The 18140-nt window shown below is 59.4% G+C and carries 15 protein-coding genes; 13 read left to right on the top strand and 2 right to left on the bottom strand.

All coding sequences use genetic code 11. The features are described from left to right. Positions 1–4: 4 nt before the first annotated feature. Complete coding sequence (locus PFEN_RS15110; protein WP_224770970.1) at positions 5–1444, bottom strand: Y4yA family PLP-dependent enzyme; 1440 nt, start codon at positions 1442–1444, stop codon at positions 5–7. A 570-nt stretch (positions 1445–2014) separates the two neighbouring features. Between PFEN_RS15110 and PFEN_RS15105 the strand changes: the two genes are divergently transcribed. From PFEN_RS15105 to PFEN_RS15085, 5 genes are all read left to right on the top strand, one after another. Next, the gene (locus PFEN_RS15105; protein ID WP_191487621.1) at positions 2015–2905 is read left to right on the top strand and encodes an HpcH/HpaI aldolase/citrate lyase family protein; all 891 of its coding nucleotides are present in this window, start codon (positions 2015–2017) and stop codon (positions 2903–2905) included. 27 nt (positions 2906–2932) lie between these two features. After that, a complete protein-coding gene (locus PFEN_RS15100; protein WP_191487620.1) occupies positions 2933–3370 on the top strand; it encodes a ParB N-terminal domain-containing protein in 438 nt (145 codons plus the stop codon). A gap of 126 nt (positions 3371–3496) precedes the next feature. Beyond that, positions 3497–3976, top strand: a complete 480-nt coding sequence (locus PFEN_RS15095; RefSeq protein ID WP_191487619.1) for an anti-virulence regulator CigR family protein — start codon at positions 3497–3499, stop codon at positions 3974–3976. A gap of 189 nt (positions 3977–4165) precedes the next feature. Further along, positions 4166–4702, top strand: a complete 537-nt coding sequence (locus tag PFEN_RS15090; RefSeq protein ID WP_191487618.1) for a hypothetical protein — start codon at positions 4166–4168, stop codon at positions 4700–4702. A 266-nt stretch (positions 4703–4968) separates the two neighbouring features. After that, positions 4969–6246, top strand: coding sequence for an MFS transporter (locus PFEN_RS15085; protein WP_191487617.1), 1278 nt, complete (start codon positions 4969–4971; stop codon positions 6244–6246). Here the strand turns inward: PFEN_RS15085 and PFEN_RS15080 are convergent. Continuing rightward, on the bottom strand, positions 6240–7295 hold the full coding sequence (locus PFEN_RS15080) for a helix-turn-helix domain-containing protein (RefSeq protein WP_191487616.1): 1056 nt from the start codon (positions 7293–7295) through the stop codon (positions 6240–6242). The genes PFEN_RS15085 and PFEN_RS15080 overlap by 7 nt on opposite strands. A gap of 613 nt (positions 7296–7908) precedes the next feature. Between PFEN_RS15080 and tssA the strand changes: the two genes are divergently transcribed. The 8 genes from tssA (at position 7909) to tssH (ending at position 18108) form a co-directional block, all read left to right on the top strand. Beyond that, on the top strand, positions 7909–9465 hold the full coding sequence (gene tssA, locus PFEN_RS15075) for a type VI secretion system protein TssA (RefSeq protein WP_191487615.1): 1557 nt from the start codon (positions 7909–7911) through the stop codon (positions 9463–9465). A gap of 98 nt (positions 9466–9563) precedes the next feature. Then, entirely contained in the window at positions 9564–10061 is a 498-nt protein-coding gene (tssB, locus tag PFEN_RS15070) for a type VI secretion system contractile sheath small subunit (protein WP_191487614.1), read from the top strand. A gap of 3 nt (positions 10062–10064) precedes the next feature. Further along, positions 10065–11549, top strand: coding sequence for a type VI secretion system contractile sheath large subunit (gene tssC, locus PFEN_RS15065; protein WP_191487613.1), 1485 nt, complete (start codon positions 10065–10067; stop codon positions 11547–11549). A 159-nt stretch (positions 11550–11708) separates the two neighbouring features. Next, on the top strand, positions 11709–12197 hold the full coding sequence (locus tag PFEN_RS15060; RefSeq protein WP_020291465.1) for an Hcp family type VI secretion system effector: 489 nt from the start codon (positions 11709–11711) through the stop codon (positions 12195–12197). A 68-nt stretch (positions 12198–12265) separates the two neighbouring features. Continuing rightward, positions 12266–12685, top strand: a complete 420-nt coding sequence (gene tssE, locus PFEN_RS15055; RefSeq protein ID WP_224770969.1) for a type VI secretion system baseplate subunit TssE — start codon at positions 12266–12268, stop codon at positions 12683–12685. Positions 12686–12688: 3 nt separating this feature from the next. Next, complete coding sequence (gene tssF / locus PFEN_RS15050) at positions 12689–14404, top strand: type VI secretion system baseplate subunit TssF (protein WP_191487612.1); 1716 nt, start codon at positions 12689–12691, stop codon at positions 14402–14404. Then, positions 14368–15375: a type VI secretion system baseplate subunit TssG gene (tssG, locus tag PFEN_RS15045; protein WP_191487611.1), complete on the top strand. Its 1008-nt coding sequence runs from the start codon at positions 14368–14370 to the stop codon at positions 15373–15375. The genes tssF and tssG overlap by 37 nt, the downstream gene beginning before the upstream one ends. Beyond that, entirely contained in the window at positions 15376–18108 is a 2733-nt protein-coding gene (tssH, locus tag PFEN_RS15040) for a type VI secretion system ATPase TssH (RefSeq protein WP_191487610.1), read from the top strand. Positions 18109–18140 lie beyond the last annotated feature (32 nt).

The raw sequence follows: 18140 nt of genomic DNA, 5'->3' as shown, positions 1-18140 counted from the left end.
CCCTTTAGTAGTCAGGTGAAAACGCGTAATGGCCTTGCGTGCAACAAGTTGCCGTCAACCGTTGGGGCAGGGGATGACGATGAAACTGGTTCTCCAGAAGGTCCATCTGGTAACCGGCGGTGTTGGCGTAAATCAACAAGTCGCCGGGTTGCGGTGTTGTACTGAAGTGAATCAAGCGATGAGTGATGACGTCGTCATCCAGGCAACTATGCCCGGCAATATAGGCGCGCATGGGCGTAGGTGCGGATTCTTGGGTGCTGATAAGAATCGGATCGACAAGGTATTCCGATGAAAACCAGGTTTCGCAGGCGCTGAAACTACTGCCTTCGATAAAGATGACGGTTTTGTTATTGGCCAGCTGTTTGCTTCGCGTTACTCGAAATATCGAAATCGCCGCCTGGTCGACCAGGCTCCGACCGGGCTCCAGTGCCAGGGTAATATTCTGTTCTTTCAAGTAAGTGGCGATGGACTGGCCTGGCGAATGGGGTGCCTCGAGAAACATTGCCAGCCACTGGCAGGCGCTCAGGGGACTGCCATAAGGATAAAAAGACTCGGGCACTTTCTGGTTGTGGTAATGGCTGGGTTGATTGTTGTTCTGTAGAAAACTGGCATAGGCCTGGGGGTCGATGTAGCGCATCGGCAAGCCACCACCGATGTCGATCATCTTCGGCTCCAAGGACATTTCTCGCGCCGCGTCGACGAAGCCGCCGAGTTCGCGAAAGGCTTGGACCCGGGTTTCGAAGGCATACCCGCCCAGATGAAAATGAAAGCCTTCGAAGTGGAACATGTCCTTGAGTTCGGCCAGGCGTTGCAGGCAGAGCAACAAGTCGTTCGCACTCATGCCAAAGCGGCTCGACGGGCAGTCCAGCGGCCTGTAACGCAGTAGAACCCTGGCTTTTACGGGGGGCGGCAGGGATTCGACGAGGCTCTTCAGGTGATCGAACTCTTCCATGGAGTCGACGCAAATCAGCGAGCCCTCACGGACCAGCGCTCGATGAAAGGCGCTCGTCTTGGCCGGCCCCGTGGCGCACAGATGCTCCGCCGGGGTTCCGGCACGCCGCGCCGCGTCCAGTTCGTGGACGCTGGAAACATCGACCCCGAAACCCGCCGAGGCGGCGGCAGCGAGCAGGCTTTGCGACTTGTTGGCCTTGGCGCCGTAGAAGATGGCATGGCGTATGCCGAACTGATTCAACAACGCTTGCAACGCCGTTGCATTGGCTTGAAAGGCGTGCGGCCACACCAGGTTCAAGGGCGAGCCGTGTTGTTTCAGCAAACCCACAAGTGTTTCTGGCGCGTTGTAGATCAAGTGTGAAATAACCGGATCAAGCAATGGTTTTAGAAGTTCAGGGTCATGAACTTCAGTGAACTCTTTGAATGCTGGCGCAATTGCATTAGGCATAGTTGACCTCTGGCATCGAAAACGTCGCCATTCATATTTCGACAAGTAAATGCTGTCGACAGATGTGCTGTTGCCTCTCGTCAGAGACGAGCATTCAAACCGTTGGCGGCGGGTGCCAAACAGCACTGGCGGGCGGGGAAACAGTGCGGCCGGCCGTTATCGATTTACAAAGCAATTGCATGACAACCTCATTCCATGTGGTTTATGGGGAAATAGCCTTTGGCCATTAACTTAGGGGGAGCGCGGCAGTCTTTCTAAAGTGCTGGTGCCTGATATCTGAATGGCATCTCTGCACAACACTCCTCTTGGACAGGGTGGCTCTGTTGGGTTTGTAGGGCGAAACCTACGAATTGATGAGAACGATATTGCTAATGTGAATGATTATCAAGTAGGATTTTCAAATATTTTGCGGTCACCCCATCGCAAACGTGCGGGGCACCGCGGTGTTCACGCACTTATTACCAGGCAATAAAACTGCAAGAAGCCCGGCATGCCTTGATAAATAAGGCGTTGAGGCTTGATGAAACAATTCGTTACTCGGCGCCGATAGGCGAATGCTCAAGGTGCCAGAAACGCTCGAAGACTTTCGACTGATGCATGCCAAGGAGAGATTCAATGACTACTGATCGTCTCAGCACCGCCGCGACGCTTCCCATCAGCTACCTGTTCGTCCCGGGCAATTGTCCCGAGCGTTTTGCCAAGGCGGCCGACGCCGGGTCCGATGCGATAATCCTGGACCTCGAGGACGCCGTTCATCCCGACTACAAGCCCGCTGCCCGCGCGGCGATCTGGGTCTGGCAGGAGCAAACCCCAGTCACCCGGTGCCAGCGTTACATTCGTTTGAACAGTGTCGACAGCTCCTTTTTCAAGCAGGACATGACCTGGCTTGGCGACATGCGCTATCCGGAGCGCTGCGCAGGTATTTTCCTGCCCAAGGCTGAATGTCCCGAGACCTTGTCGAGAGTGGTCGAGCGGTTGCTGGCCTGGAATTCCGCCTTGCGGATTGTCGCGATCATCGAGACCGCCAAAGGCCTGCAACAGGTCGAAGCCATTGCCGGGATCCCGGGGCTTGCGCGCCTGGCGTTCGGCTCGCTGGATTTCTCCCTGGACATTGATTGCGGCCAGGTCCCCGAAGCCTTTCTGTTTGCCCGCAATCGAATTGTGCTGGCTTCGCGCACGGCTGATCTCCCGGCGCCGATCGATGGCGTGACGCCGGCGATCAGCGATCTGATGCGGGTGGCGCGGGACTCGCATTACGCCCGGGCCCTGGGGTTTGGCGCGAAGCTGTGCATTCACCCCGCGCAGTTGCCCAGCGTGCGGCAGGCCTTCTTGCCCGATGCCCGGCAACTGGCCTGGGCCGATCGGGTGCTGAGCGCGGTGGCCGGAGGCAGTCACGCGGTGCAAGTGGATGGCGAGATGGTCGACCTGCCGCTGATCGAACAGGCGCAGCGTCTGCGTGAGGTGGCCAACCGCTATTCGCTCGCCGCCAAAGTCGATGCCTGCTGAACCGATCGTCAATTCAGGAGATGGACCATGGAAAACCAGCAGCCTTGTTTCGGCGACGCGGATTCGGCGCATGCTTACGACATCGTGTTGCGGCCGTTGTGCGATGTGCGGCAGTCAGAGCAGGTCGACCCCGACAATGTGCGCAAGCTTCGTGAAGCGATCCTGCGTACCGGCCGCTGGCTTGAGCCGATTATTGTCGAACGTTCCAGGGGGATCGTGATGGACGGCAATCACCGATTCAACGCGGCATTGCAACTGGGCTTGAAGCGCGTGCCCTGCATTGAGCTCGATTACGCTGACCCGCGGGTATGTGTCAGGCATTGGCGGACCGGGCAGGCATTTGAAGTGGCGCGAATCTTCACGACGATTGCACGTGGCGAAATATTTCCCTACAAGACCACCCGGCATGCGTTCGACCCGGCGCTGCCAGTGGTCGCCATTGCGTTGGATAATTTGTATGGCTGAGTAGACACGAGTGTCCTACAGGGCCTGATGCCAGTTGCTGTGCGCAAGCACAGGGCGGTCTGGAACTTCTTTACTCGATGTCGTCTACATTGCAGTGAGGATAGGCCTCTTTCTGAGAAAACCGCTATGTTCAGATCTCGCTCGTTTATTGCAGTAGTGACTTGCCTGGCCCTGGTAACGGGTTCTGCTACCGCCCTGGCTGATCCTGGGAACGGGAGGGGCCAGGGGCAGGGCAACGGCAAGGGTTTTTCGGACGACTTCCAGGGCCCGGGTAATCAAGGCGGCCACGGCAACGGCCACGGTAAAAAGTCCGCGGGCGGTGATTGGTCCCAGGGTCCGAGTATCGATCGAGGACGCGTCCTCGGAGTACTGGGCGGGCACCGGGATTACTGGCGCGCGGGGCCAGCATTGCCACCGGGTATCCAGAAGAGACTGGCGCGGGGGAAACCACTTCCTCCCGGTATCGCGAAAAAACTCGATGGTCGACTGTTAGGCCAGCTTCCGTACTACGAAGGGTATGAGTGGCAGCAGGCCGGGACCGATTTGATCCTGGTGGCGATCGCCAGCGGGATCATCTACGAAGTGTTGAATGGCGCCTTGAATTAGTCGGTTCTTGCACCGAGCCACGCGGGTATTGCCGGCTCTTTCCTGATCATTCAATGAGTCGTCAAAGAGAGGGGTTCGTATTCACTTTATAAGACAGCGTTGCGGCTTCCGTCTGTCGCGAGTCCTTGAACGACTTGTAACTGATTGTGTCTGATTTGCTGCAAAGACCCACTTTATACGGAAGTCATTATGCGTATTAAAAAGAAAACCCTCGTTGCCGCCATGTCCTGCGTGATGATGCTGGCGGCCGCGCCATTATTGCCGGCCGAGTTGTCCATCATGGCCTCCGCCTATGCCAAAGAGGGGGGCGGTGGTGGCGGTGGCGCTGGTGGTAACGGCGGCAACGGTGGCAACGGTGGGCATGGCGGAGAGAGCGGTGGTCACTCGGCCGGTGCCAAGAGCGGTGGCCGTGCTGGCGGTCTCGCCGAAGGTCAGGAAAGCGATCATGACGGCAAGGCTGTTCGGGATCATGGTGTGAGTGGCGCGCACCTTGGGACTGCCCACAAGACCGATCATGACGGCAAGGCCGTGCGGGATCATGGCGTGAGTGGCACTCACCTGGGGCGCGCGCACAAAACCGATCGTGGCCACGGCGTTGCAACCTCGAGTGTCGCCCACGCCAAGACAACGAAAGGACTGTCGAAAGCCACGGCGATCTCGGACACCACACCGGGCGATCACAACGACAAAGGGTTGGGCCAGGCGGCTACCTCAACCATCAAATAAGGGCGCTGGGTGATTCACCGGGCCGCTGGAGAAAACAATGCTGTCACGCAACCGGGGATGCCCGGTTGCTTGCGTTGTAAATGGGCTACATACAAGCCGGACTTTGTTCCGTAGGATGCATTCGCCAGGACGGCGCCTTACAAACGTATTCAACCGATGGACAGCCTGTCTGGCTGTTAGCGCCATGCGTGTCCAGGAGGGGCGTTTTTTACCTACGTGTTCGCTGCCAAGCGCGCTTTGATTTATTCGACGGGGTCTGAGCTGAAATGTCGAATCTGGAATCTGGCGGCGTTCCGGTGACCTTCAGGCAATCGAAGAAGGTGATCCTGGCGACGGTTGTTGGCAACGGCCTGGTCATCTACGACTTCACGGTGTACAGCTTTTCCGCCGTGATCATAGGCCAGCTTTTTTTCCCATCGAACAGCTCATTCACCTCGTTACTGATGGCGTTGCTGACGTTTGGCATCGGTTTCGTGATGCGCCCGCTGGGTGCCATCGTGATTGGCAACCTTGCTGACCGTAAAGGACGAAAGGCGGGGCTGAATGTCACCAATTTATTGATGGCGGCAGGCACCGCGCTGATCGCTTTCGTGCCGACCCATGCCTCCATTGGCGTCACCGCAACGGTATTGCTGGTGCTCTCGCGGTTGCTGCAGGGATTCGCAACCGGAGGGGAGATCGGTGTGTCGTCGGTGGTGCTGATGGAACTGGCGGCCAATAATCAACGCTGTTATCTGGTCAGCTGGCGCTCGGCCAGTCAGGCTGCCGCGGCGTTGGTGGGGGCTGTCGTCGGGACCGTAACGACTTCGTTGCTGACGCCCGAGCAGTTGCTGGCCTGGGGCTGGCGTATTCCTTTTCTGCTTGGGCTGTTGATTGCCCCGGTCGGGTGGTTCATCCGTCGCGATATGCTGGAGACAAGACTGCCTGGTACCCCGCGACCGTCGCTGCGTGTCTTGCTGAAAAACCATCGTTCCCCGCTATTGTTGGGAGTTCTGATGATGGCGACACCCACTGCGAGCATCTACCTGATGGTGCTCTATATGCCGACCTATCTGGTCCGTACTCTGGGCCTGTCACCGAGCATGAGTTTGCTCTCGGCGTGCTTGTCCAGCGCGATGCTGTTCATCGCCGCGCCATTGTTTGCCCGGTTCGCCGATCGGCTCCCACGACGCAAACCCACGCAATATGTGACGATGACCGCCAGCATCCTGTTGCTCTACCCGGTATTTCTCGCCCTGACCCATGGTGTTGGCGAGTTGGCCTCCTTGCTGATCATCGGCGTCTATTCGGTTGTCTCGATGGGTAACAACGGTGTCACCACGGTCATGATCATGGAGGCCTTCCCGGTGCATCATCGTGCCACCGGGATGTCGATGGTCTATAGCTTCGGCGTAACCATCTTTGGGGCATTCTGTCCGTTTTTTGTGACTTGGCTGATCGGTATTACCCATAACTCGATGGCGCCTTCCTGGTATCTGCTGGGAGCGCTATTGATCAGCCTGTTCGCATTAGCCAGGTTTCCCACCCAGCGGTCGACTCATTGACCGACTCGACCGCTGATTTTACGGTTGTCCGCCGCGGCCTTCTCCATTCGCTGTGCCGCCATCAGGCGGTGGTCCTGCGGGGATAGGTCATAGCCGCGACGAAACGCCCGGGTAAAGGCCGATGCGCTGTTAAACCCGAGGCTGTAGGCAATCTCGATCACCTGGCGGTCCGGATAGCGCACCAGTTCGTCCGCCGCTTCGCGCAGCCGGCAGTTGAGGATATAGCGGCCCAAGCCACCCTCATGCTGGAACAGGCGGTAGAGCGTGGCGCGAGGCAGCTGCATTGCCATCAGCACGTATTCCGGCGTCAACCAGGGCTGATACAGGTTGTTTTGCACATACCGCCTGGCTTTATCGAACATCGCGCTACGCGCCGCCGCCCGAACGTGTCCACCCAGCTTGGCCTGTTTCGAGAATGCCGCGAGCATGAGTTGCACGGCGGTATCGAATGTCGCCGTGGCCTCGGTCGCGGTCATGCCGGGCAGTTTTCTTGAAAGTGTCGCGACATGGTCGATCATCAGTTGGGTAACCGGTGTCGTATTCTCGAAGACCCGCCCGTGGATCGACTCTGCATGCGGCAGTGCCGCCTCCACGACCGCGCGCGAGACAAAGAAGGTCAATACGCGGCAACGCCCCCGACTCATTCTTATCGGCTGGTTCATGTCCATGGCAACGATGCTCGCCATGGCGGGCGTGCTGTTTTCCTGTCCCCGGCCTCGAATGGACTCCATCGCGCCCTGGGTGAATACCTGAAAAACATAGTCCCGGACCGTGTCGGTGGAGATGCGGGCGATCGAACGCTCCAGCAACAGGGCGTCACTTGAACAGTCGGTAAAGACGCGATCACCCAATTTGTAGCGGTCTATGCAAGCGCTGAAAAGCGAGGTGGTTGCACGGGATGAAGGCAGCACGTCAATGACGTGTCCGACCCGGTCACGCCAGGCCAGTAGTTGGTTGGCGACGGGCTCGCTACTGACGTCAAAGCGATCATGGGCGTGCAGGGCGCCGAAGTGGTCAGGCGATTGTATGACTGAAACGGGTTTGCTCATGAACTCACTACAGACCGGAAAACTCTATTGATCGACCCGATGTATGCCCGTGCTCCCTACCAGCAGCCAGTCAGAGTTCTTTATTGATCGTCTTATAGCCGGTTTTTCCAAGAAAGTAATGACAATCCTTTTTAGATTCCAACCTGCGGTGGGCCAGGTGCTGGAGAGCCCGGGACGGGGAGCTGAAAATATTTGAAAAATTGCAACGCAGGGTCAAGTCATCCGCAAGGCGCCTGATAGATTCATGCAGATTCGAATTTCACAACGTCAGTGCGCTTTCACGTTTGAAAACGCACACTTTTTTTCAAATAAAGTCCTGGCGGCGTCTGGTTTGCCGTTTTCCGTGCGGCGCTCTGCAAGAGCACTTTCTACGGGCGAGTACTTCAGGTGTTCACCTGATGTCCCCGATGTCTTGTCTGACACATGCTTGTCTGGCGGTTGAGTGAGCGACTCCCGCTCTTTTCGAGGGTTGCAGCACTACCTGGCTGAATGTGTATGGCCTGGATCAATCCATGGAAGTGGTGATTGACGCAGAAGTTATCCGGGCATTGGCAGGCAGTTTTTGCGCAGCGACGGTGTATTGAACAACCCATTGAAGTAGCAGGAGTAACGGATGAGTTGTCTTGACCGGGAATTGGGTTCGTTTGCGATCAGTTTGACCCATCCTGCTGGCGCCAATCCTCGGGAAGGGGCGGCCTTTTCGCTTGCGCAAATCGAAGTGGATAAATTGAACAATATCCATGCCGAGTCCGGTGTGGATTGGCGGAAAGTGGCTGACGCCTGCGTAAAAGTGCTTCGTGAAGAGGGCAAGGATTTTAATGCCGCGGTCTGGCTGTTATGTGCCTGGACCACCTTGCAAGGTGTTGGCGGTCTGGTCAACGGCGTACACATATTGCGCGAAATGCTTGAGTTGTATTGGGATGACCTGACCCCGCCGCCGGCTCGATTGCGTGCCCGGCGCAACCAGGCCGAGTGGATGCTTGAGTGGCTCGCGGCGAAGCTCGAAGGGGACTTCGAGTCGGTGCCCGGCGAGCAATTGGCGGGCTTGCTCGAAGACTGGGACGCCATCGATAACCATTGGCGGGATCGGGACGCCGACGGTCCGAGCTTCTTTGCATTGCGCCGTCGTCTATCGCAGTTACCCGTGCAGGCAAGTGTCGAGCCGATATCCGTGCCGTCGGAGGCGATTCTACCGGCACTCGATGTGGCTACGGCGATCCCGACGCCAGTTGTGCACACATCCTCGGTCCCTGCGCCGCCCCTTGTCCTCGCTCCGGCTCAGCCACTGGGCGGTCTTGAGAGCGACGAGGCCATCGAGAACGCGGTCAATACGGTGTTCGCCTCGTTGGCGCCGCTGCTGGGTTTTTGTCTGGAGTCGCGAGCGACCTTGCCGTTGCTGTTTCGCCTGAACCGCCAGTTGGCTTGGACGACCCTGGAGCAGGTGCCACCCGCGCAAGGCTACACGACGCGTATTCCGCCGCCCTCGGATGCGGAGCTTGAGGGCTTCAGCCGCTTGCAGAGCGTTGGCGAGCCACTGGACATCGTGCGTTTTTGCGAGGGGCGGTTGACCAGCTATCCATTCTGGCTGGACCTCAATCGGGCCAGTCATGCCGCGCTCTCGCGACTGGGTTCGGGAGCGATGGCCGGCGTCGCCAGTCTGGCGTTGGAAACCCGCCATTTCCTGGCGCGTCTGCCGTCGCTGGCTGAACTGACCTTCGCCGACGGCCAGCCCTTCGCCGATGGCGCAACCCGTAGTTGGCTCGAAGGCTTGGCACCGGCGGCCAGCAGCGGCGCTGCGGATACGCGGCAGAAGCTGATCGATGAGGCCGGACGTGACGCCGCCGAAGGCCGTTTGAACGAGGCGCTGGCCCGACTGCAGGCCGGTTTGCGCGAGGCCGGCGGCGGTCGCGAGCGATTTCGCCTGCGCGCCGCCCAATGCCACTTGCTACAGCGTTTCGACCCCCACGCCCAGTTGCGCGTTGCCTTGGATGTATTGCTCCAGGAAGCGACGGAGCAGGGCCTGGATCGTTGGGAGCCGGATCTGGTCCGGCCGTTGTTGGAGTTGGCGCTGGCCCATGACGACGGCGGTTCGAGCGCGTTGTGGGCGCAACAGTTGGCTGCAATGGATTTGCCGGCTTTCTGGCGTTTGGCCGGCCCGCAGGCAAGTTGAATGGGCAACAGGCAAGACCTGGCAGGCGTGTGCATATCCATACCATGAGTTTTCTAACGGCTGCGTTGAGCGAGTCCGGTAAACAGGAGTGAGAGTTAATGGCTAGTGAAGGTTCGGTCGCGCCTAAAGAGCGCGTCAATATTGTTTACAGCTCTGACACCGGTGGTGCCCAGGAGCAGGTCGAGCTGCCGCTCAAGCAACTGGTGATCGGCGATTTCACCTTGCGTGAAGACGATACGCCGGTTGAAGACCTCAAGCCGATCCGCGTCGACAAAGACAATTTCACCGATGTGCTCAAGGGCCAGAACCTGAGCCTGCAGTTGGTGGTGCCCAATCGTCTGGCGGAAAACGCGCCAGAGGACGAGCAGATCCCGGTATCGCTGACTTTCCAGTCCATTCGCGATTTTGAGCCGGATGCCATCGTGGCCCAGGTTCCCGAGTTGCAGCAACTGATCGCCCTGCGTGATTCGCTCAAGGCGTTGAAAGGGCCGATGGGCAATTTGCCGGAGTTTCGCAAGCAGCTTCAGGCCCTGATGAACGATGACGGTGCCCGCGAGCGTTTGCTCTCGGAACTCGGCGTAAAGGACAAGGAATAACCCATGAGCGAAGAAAAGAGTCAGGCAGCGAACACGAGCGGCCAGGCGCTCGAGTCGGGTTCCCTGCTGGATCAGTTGGTGGAAGCGACTCGCGTCAAGCCGGGCGACGAGGCCTATGCCGTCACCCGTCAGGGCCTCGAAGCCTTTGTCACCGAGTTGCTCGAGCCGGCCCGGCAGACCGAGAAGGTCAGCGCCGGGCTGATCGACGACATGATCGCCACGCTGGATGCCAAGCTGTGCCGGCAGGTCGATGCGATCATTCACCACCAGCAGTTTCAAAAGCTGGAGTCATCCTGGCGCTCGCTGAAGTTCCTGGTCGATCGCACGGATTTTCGCGAGAACAACAAGCTGGAAATTCTCAGCGTTTCCAAAGAGAAGTTGCTCGAAGATTTCGAGGATGCCCCGGAGATCACCCGTTCGGGTCTGTACAAGGCGGTGTACACCGCGGAGTTCGGCCAGTTCGGTGGCCAGCCGTTCGGCTCGATCATCGGTAACTACGAGTTCAACCCGGGCCCGCAGGACATGAAGTTGCTGCAATCGGTCGCGGCCATTTCGGCGATGTCCCATACACCGTTCATTGCCTCGGCCGGACCGCAGTTCTTCGGCATCGACAGCTTTGCCGACCTGCCCAATCTCAAGGATCTGCAAGCGGTCTTCGAGGGACCGCAGTTCACCAAGTGGAACGCCTTTCGCGAAAGCGACGACGCGCGCTTCGTTGGCCTGACCCTGCCGCACTTCCTGCTGCGCACCCCCTATGGCGAAGACACGATTCCCGCCAAGACCTTTCGCTACAACGAAAACGTTGGCGGCGGTAACCAGGACTTCCTGTGGGGCAATGCCGCGTTTGCCTTTGCCAGTCGCCTGTCCGACAGCTTTGCCCAGTACCGCTGGTGCGCCAACGTCATTGGCCCACAGGGGGGCGGCACCGTCGGTGATTTGCCGATCTACAACTACGAAGCCATGGGTGAAACCCAGACCAAGATCCCGACCGAAGTGCTTATTTCCGAGCGCCGCGAGTTCGAGCTGGCCGAGCAGGGTTTTATCGCGCTGACCATGCGCAAGAACACCGATAACGCGGCGTTCTTCTCCGCCAACTCGTGCCAGAAGCCCAAGTTTTTCGGCAATGACAAAGAGGGCAAGGAAGCAGAGCTCAATTTCAAGCTCGGCACCCAACTGCCGTACATCTTTGTGGTCAGTCGCCTGGCCCATTACATCAAGGTCATCCAGCGCGAAAACATTGGCACCTGGAAAGAGCGTGGCGACCTGGAGTCGGAACTCAACATCTGGATTCGCCAGTACGTAGCCGACATGGATAACCCCGCCGCCGGTGTACGCAGCCGTCGTCCCCTGCGTCAGGCGGAGATTACCGTCAGCGACGTCGAGGGCGATCCGGGCTGGTACCGCGTCGGTCTGAAAGTTCGCCCGCACTTCAAGTACATGGGCGCTTCTTTCACGCTGTCGCTGGTGGGCAAGCTCGACAAGAGCTGATTGGCCGAGCGAATGGGCAACGTATTCGTTGCCCATTCAGGTGTTCACCCGAGGGTCATTGCCTCGGGGCTTCCATAAGATGGATTCAACGCAGCGAGACAGGGCCAGATGTTCTGATCGATGCCTGAAAACTAACTGATTAAACCCGGAGTACACGTTATGCCAATGCCATGCTACTTGAGTATCGAAGGCCAGAACCAGGGCAAGATCGAAGGTTCCAGCACCGTTACCGGCCATGAAGGAATGATCCTGGTTCAGGCTGTCGAACACCTGATCGATATTCCCAAGAATCCGCAGACCGGCCTGCCGGCCGGCAAGCGTGTTCACCAGGGCATGACCCTGACCAAGGAAATCGACAAGTCTTCTCCAAAGCTGCTGCAAGCCCTGACTTCCGGCGAACAGCTCAAGTCCGTTGTGCTGGAGTTCTATCGGATCTCGCCTAAAGGCACCGAGGAAAAGTACTACACCATCACCCTGAGCAATGCCGTGCTCGTTTCGGCCCACACCTGGGTGCCGAACGTATTGAACCCTGAGTTCAAGCAAATGGGCCATATGGAAGACATCGGCATCACCTACGAAAAAATCGTCTGGACCTGGGTTCCGGACGGTATCGAAGCCGAAGATTCGTGGTTGGCGCCAAAAGCGTAAGCCTGGCTCGGCTGTTCAATGCCGCCCTGGTCCGGGGCGGTGTTCTTTATCGCAGAAGGTACACGGCGTTGAGAGAAAAGCGATTGCTGGAGCGCATCACAAGCCTACAGGTCGAAACCGGGCGTACGCACCTGACCCAGGCTGAAGTGTTGACGCAGTCGATCGTCCAGCATCTGCAACGCATCTTGAATACCCGGCGCGGCAGCGTGCCTATCGACGCCGAGTTTGGCGTACCCGATTTCACCAATCTGGCCGGTTCGTTTGCGACCGGCGAGACCACGCAAATAATCGAGAACATGACTCGCATGATCGCCCGCTATGAGCCTCGGTTGAAGTCGCCGCGCATTCTGGTCGCCGAAGGCACCCAGGAAGTGTTGTCGCTGAGTTTCAGCCTTGAAGGCGTGGTCTCGATCGATGATCGGGACATTCCCATTCATCTGGCAACGCGGGTGTCTTCGGACGGCCGCGTGTCCCTGGCGATGCACTAAGTCATGCTCAACAGCCATTATCAAAGTGAACTCAACCAACTGCGGCGCCTGGCCGATGAGTTCGCCCGCGGCAACCCGGCCCTGGCGCCGCTGCTGGGGGTGGACTCGGCCAATGACCCGGATGTCGAGCGCTTGCTCGAAGGCGTGGCGTTTCTTACCGGGATGGTTCGCCAACGGTTGGATGACGAGTTTCCCGAATTCATTCAAGAGTTGGCGCAGCTGCTCTATCCCCATTACCTGCAACCCTTGCCCTGCCTGACGCTTCTGCAGTTCCAGTCGCGCGCGGCCTTGCAAGAGGTCTCGCGTATCGAGAGCGGATGCGAAATTGCCTCGGTACCGGTCGACGGCCAGCGGGTACGGTTTAGCAGCACCGCTGCGGTCGATCTGGAACCGCTGCAACTGGTCGCTACTCGCTGGGACGGCGGCGCCGGTGAAGAGCGCAGTCTGGTCCTGGACTTCGTTTTTACCACCGCCGATCCGAATAGTTGGCCGGCGGACAGCCTGCGTTTCTATCTGGGTGATGGTCTGGTGGATGGCTCCAAGCTGTTGCGCCTGCTGCAGCTCAACCTGCGTGAGATTCGTATTGGTGCGCAAGAGCAACCCTTGACCGTACTGCCGGCCAGTCATTTGCGTGGCCTGGGATTCGATGCGAGCAATACCTTGCTACCGTTTCCCGACACCGCGCATCCGGCCTATCGTTGCCTGCAGGAATACTTCGCGCTGCCCGAGAAGTTTCTGTTTATCGAACTTTGCGGGTTCAAACAATGGCGAGCGAGAGGTTCGGATGGGCGCTTCAGCGTTCGCCTGATGTTCGAGAATCTGCCGGACTGGACACCGAGTCTGTCGGCCAACAGCTTCATGCTGGGGGTGACCCCGGCGATCAATCTGTTCGCCCAGGAAGCGCACCCGCTGCGCATCGACCACAAGCAAGTCGACTATCGCATCCAGCCCGCCGATCATGGCCAGCGCATGAGCATGCGGATTCATTCGGTGCTCAAGGTCAGCGCTTACTCCGCGGCAGGCGGCGAGCGGCGGCTGGAACCGTTCAATACCTTCTCGCAGCGCGACACCTATAACCTGCGCATCCGCCCATCGAGCATCGATGCGCAAGGCTATGACCATTATCTGAGCCTGCCCTACGGCGAAGGCAAAGTGCCGGGTGAGATGACCTTGTCCATTGGTTTGCTCTGCACCAATGGCAAGTTGCCGGAAAGCCTGCGCCTGGGTGATTTGAACCAGCCCACCGACAACACGCCGCCCAGGGTCGAGTTCAAAAGCATTCGTGGCATCACACCGTGCCAGCCGCCCAAGTTCGACGACAAGTTGCTGTGGCGCATGCTCTCGCAGCTCAATGCCAATCACTTCCGCCTGGCCGACCGTGACTACCTGCGCGGCCTGTTGTCGCTCTATCTGCCGAGTGTCGGCGAGGGCGCCCAGGACGCCAACCAGCGGCGCATCGATGCCATCGAAAAAGTCACGGTCAGCCACGAGCGGCGGTTTATTCGTGGGCTGCCGATCGAAGGCAGTGAGGTCCGGGTCGAGTGCCGGGGCGACCATTTCCTCAGTCCCGGCAATTTCTACCTGTTCGGTTGTGTGCTCGATGAGTTTTTCGCCGGCTGTACGGCAGTCAACAGCTTTACCGCTTTCACGCTGTTCGACAGCGTCAACCACGAGACCTTGAAATGGCCAGCGAAGATCGGGCACCAACGCCTGCTGTGATCGATCCGCTGCTCGATGACGGCGGCGACTATGGTTTTTTCCAGGCCTTGCGCCTGTTGCGACTGCGTTTCCCGAGCGAAAAAGACTTCGTCGAGAACGTGCGGGTTCGACCGCGGCTAGGGCTTGGATTTCCCCAGCGGGATATCGAGCGGATCGAGCAAGGCGAAGACGGCCGCTATCGGATCGAAGCCAACTTTTTTGGGCTGTATGGCGTCACCTCGCCGTTGCCGACGTTTTACACCGAAGACCTGATCGACGAGCAACTGCTGGGCCATTCAGCGGGGCGGGACTTTCTCGACATCCTGCATGCCTCCCTCTATCCACTGCTGTTTCGGGCCTGGGAAAAGCACCGGATCTGGATCGATATTACCGAGCGCCGTGACGTCAAGAGCCTGCGCCAGCTACAGGCGTTGATCGGCGTTGCCGATGCGCGTCCCGAGCAACGGGATCAATCCATCGATTTGCTGCGCTATGCCGGTTTATTCAATCAGCACCCACGCTCGGCCATGGGGCTGCAGCAGTTGGTCAAGGCGGTGCTCAAGGATGTGTCGGTGGAAGTCGTGCCCTGTGTCGAGACGCGTCTGCGGATCGATCGTCCGGCGCGCACTTACCTGGGCATGCAGTGTGGGGTACTGGGCGAAAACAGCTTGCTCGGTCGTGAGGTCATGGATCGCGGCGGCACGCTTGATATCCGCCTGGACTCACTGCGTGCCGAGCGTTTTCACGGCTTGCTGCCAGGGCAGGCGCTTTATCAAAAGCTCGAGCGATTGGTGGCGTTGTACCTGCAGACACCGCTACGTAGCCGGTTGGTCATGCGTCTGGCGACCGATGAGCAGCAATGCGCTTCGCTGGGCGGCGGCTGGCAGCGGCTCGGTCTGGATACCTGGCTGGGGGACGGCAACACACAGGACGACGTTGTATTCATGCTGACGGCCGAACACGGACCAATGCTCGAAGAGAGGGCTCGCTAAATGATTCAGGTAGAACTCAAACCGCTGTTCGCACGGCTCAATGTTTACAGCACCAAGGCCCTGGAGAACGCGGCGGGCCTGACCCTGGCGCGCACTCATTACGAGATCTCCCTGGAGCACCTGTTGCGTCAGTTGCTGGAAGAGCCGAATGCCGATGTGACGCGCGTTCTCGTCCGATTTGAAATTGATCCGATGCGCCTGCGTGCGTTGCTGGATGACGGCCTGACACAGCTGAAGAATGGCAATCCAGGACGCCCGGTGTTCGCCAGTCTGCTCACTGAGTGGATTCAGGACGCCTGGCTGATTGCCTCGCTGGTGGTCGGCAGCGGGCGGATTCGTGGCGGCTCGCTGCTGCTGGCGCTGGTCTCCCGGCTGGGTTACTACACCGCCGGCACCCGTTACGGCGAACTGCTCAAGCCGATTTCCACCGATGCCCTGACGGCGGAGTTCGCTCAGTTGTTGGGCGGCTCCAGCGAAGGGCCGCTGGACAGCCTGCAGACCGGCTCGGTCTCCGCTTCGCTGGCCAGCGCCGGCGGTATCGCGCCCGCCGCCGAAGACAATATCGCGCGCTTTTGCGAAGACCTGACCGCCAAGGCAGTGGCGGGGCGCATCGACCCGATTTTCGGACGTGACGATGAGATTCGTCAGATGATCGACATCCTCGCCCGGCGGCGTAAAAACAACCCCATCGCCGTGGGCGAACCGGGTGTGGGCAAGTCCGCCGTGGTCGAGGGCCTGGCGTTGTTGATCAGCCAGAATGAAGTCCCGGACTTCCTTAAGAACACGCGCCTGCTCAGCCTCGATCTCGGTGCGTTGGAAGCGGGCGCCAGCGTCAAGGGCGAGTTCGAAAACCGCCTGCGTGGTGTTATCGAAGAGATCAAGGCCTCCACCACGCCGGTGATCCTGTTCATCGATGAAGCGCACATGCTGATCGGTGCCGGCGGCGCGGCGGGCGGCTCGGATGCGGCCAACCTGCTCAAACCCGCGTTGGCCCGTGGCGAGCTGCGCACCATCGCCGCCACGACCTGGTCGGAGTACAAGAAGTACTTCGAGAAAGACCCGGCGCTGGCGCGCCGTTTCCAGCTGGTCAAACTGGACGAGCCGAGCGTCAAGACCGCGGTGCTGATCTTGCGCGGTCTCAAGGGGCATTATGAAAAGGTCCACGGCGTCAGTGTGCGTGATGACGCTATCGTTGCCGCCGCTCAATTGTCGGATCGCTACATCACCGGGCGCTTGCTGCCGGACAAGGCCGTGGACTTGCTCGACACCGCCAGCGCCCGGGTACGGATCGGCCTGGGCATCAAGCCTGCCGAGTTGGAGCGCATGGAGCGCCAGTTGTCCGGTCTGGCGCGTGAACTGAACGCACTGGAACGCGATCGTGCCAATGGTTTCCCGGTGGAAGACCAGCGCCTGACGGATATCGCCGACGAGCAGGCTGAGATTGACGAGCGTCGGGTTGCGCTGGAAGTCCGCTGGCTGGCCGAGCGTGACGCGGCGCTGCGGGTCCTTGCCGCACGCAAGCAGCTGACCCTGGAAGAACAGGACCTGCCGGTACCAGCCGAAGGCGAGGTTGCCCTGGTACTGGCATCGCTGGCAGACCGTCAGGCCGAGCTGGATCAGGCTCGCGAAACGCTGGCCGCGCTGCAAGGTGACGAGCCGCTGCTGTTCACCGAGGTCAGTCCGGATGCGATTGCCCAGGTCGTTTCCGACTGGACCGGCGTGCCGCTGGGCAAGGTCCTGCGCGACGCGGCGGGTGGGGTACTGGCCCTGGCCGACAACATCAAGCTGCGCATTCGCGGTCAGGACACGGCGGTCGAGCAGATCGCGGAAATCCTCAAGGCCGCGCAATCCGGCCTGCGCGATCCGCAACAGCCGTTGGGCGTGTTCCTGTTGGTCGGGCCATCGGGTGTCGGCAAGACCGAAACCGCCCTGGCCGTGGCCGAACACTTGTTCGGCGGCGAGCAGGCGATGATCTCGGTGAACATGAGCGAGTACCAGGAGAAGCACACCGTCAGCCGTCTGGTGGGCTCGCCCGCCGGTTATGTCGGCTTCGGCGAGGGCGGCATGCTGACCGAGGCGGTGCGCAAGCGTCCGTATTCGGTGGTGCTGCTCGATGAAGTGGAGAAAGCCCACCTGGATGTGGTGAACATTTTCTATCAGGTCTTCGACAAGGGCAGCCTGTCCGACGGCGAAGGGCGGCAGATCGACTTCTCCAACACCGTGGTGTTGTTGACCAGCAACCTGGCCACCGACGAAATCCAGAGCCTGTGTGTCGACGGGCGGCCCGATCCGGACACCCTGGCGGAAAAGATCCGTCCGACTCTGTCCCGGCATTTCAAACCGGCGCTGCTGGCGCGCATGACTATCGTGCCGTTCTTCACCCTGGGTGGCGAGCAACTGGCGAGCATCGTGCGCCTCAAGCTGGGCCGGCTCAGCGAGCGTCTGCTGGCCTCGTCGAAAGTACGCCTGACGTTTTCGGAGGAAGTCGCCGACGCCATCGCCGCGCGTTGCACGGAAGTGGAGAGCGGGGCGCGCAATATCGACTTCATTTTGCGTAAAAGCCTGACGCCGCGCCTGTCTGACGTACTGCTGGGGGCGATTGCCGATCAGCGTTCGCTGGTCGGGTTGCATGTGGCAGTGGATGCGAGCGGCGAGTGGATCATTACCACTCTGGAAGCCGATGCGATCAGGTCTTTACCCGAGCGTGAAGCGCTGCTTGAAACCCTAGAGTGACCGCTCGTTTACCTACCGAAGAACAAGGATTG

This window comes from Pseudomonas sp. FEN (genome assembly GCF_904067045.1).
In the GTDB taxonomy this organism is placed as follows: Bacteria; Pseudomonadota; Gammaproteobacteria; order Pseudomonadales; family Pseudomonadaceae; genus Aquipseudomonas.
The sequence above is the reverse complement of the archived record's forward strand: the minus strand, read 5'-3'. Positions and strand labels throughout refer to the sequence as shown.

Bases quoted from the DNA above. Each gene is read 5' to 3' on its own strand.
- tssG (WP_191487611.1), top strand. From the start codon at position 14,368: ATGGCCAGCGAAGATCGGGCACCAACGCCTGCTGTGATCGATCCGCTG.
- tssB (WP_191487614.1), top strand. From the start codon at position 9,564: ATGGCTAGTGAAGGTTCGGTCGCGCCTAAAGAGCGCGTCAATATTGTT.
- PFEN_RS15105 (WP_191487621.1), top strand. From the start codon at position 2,015: ATGACTACTGATCGTCTCAGCACCGCCGCGACGCTTCCCATCAGCTAC.
- PFEN_RS15085 (WP_191487617.1), top strand. From the start codon at position 4,969: ATGTCGAATCTGGAATCTGGCGGCGTTCCGGTGACCTTCAGGCAATCG.
- PFEN_RS15080 (WP_191487616.1), bottom strand. From the start codon at position 7,295: ATGAGCAAACCCGTTTCAGTCATACAATCGCCTGACCACTTCGGCGCC.
- PFEN_RS15095 (WP_191487619.1), top strand. From the start codon at position 3,497: ATGTTCAGATCTCGCTCGTTTATTGCAGTAGTGACTTGCCTGGCCCTG.
- tssA (WP_191487615.1), top strand. From the start codon at position 7,909: ATGAGTTGTCTTGACCGGGAATTGGGTTCGTTTGCGATCAGTTTGACC.
- PFEN_RS15090 (WP_191487618.1), top strand. From the start codon at position 4,166: ATGCGTATTAAAAAGAAAACCCTCGTTGCCGCCATGTCCTGCGTGATG.
- PFEN_RS15100 (WP_191487620.1), top strand. From the start codon at position 2,933: ATGGAAAACCAGCAGCCTTGTTTCGGCGACGCGGATTCGGCGCATGCT.
- PFEN_RS15060 (WP_020291465.1), top strand. From the start codon at position 11,709: ATGCCAATGCCATGCTACTTGAGTATCGAAGGCCAGAACCAGGGCAAG.
- tssH (WP_191487610.1), top strand. From the start codon at position 15,376: ATGATTCAGGTAGAACTCAAACCGCTGTTCGCACGGCTCAATGTTTAC.
- tssF (WP_191487612.1), top strand. From the start codon at position 12,689: ATGCTCAACAGCCATTATCAAAGTGAACTCAACCAACTGCGGCGCCTG.
- tssC (WP_191487613.1), top strand. From the start codon at position 10,065: ATGAGCGAAGAAAAGAGTCAGGCAGCGAACACGAGCGGCCAGGCGCTC.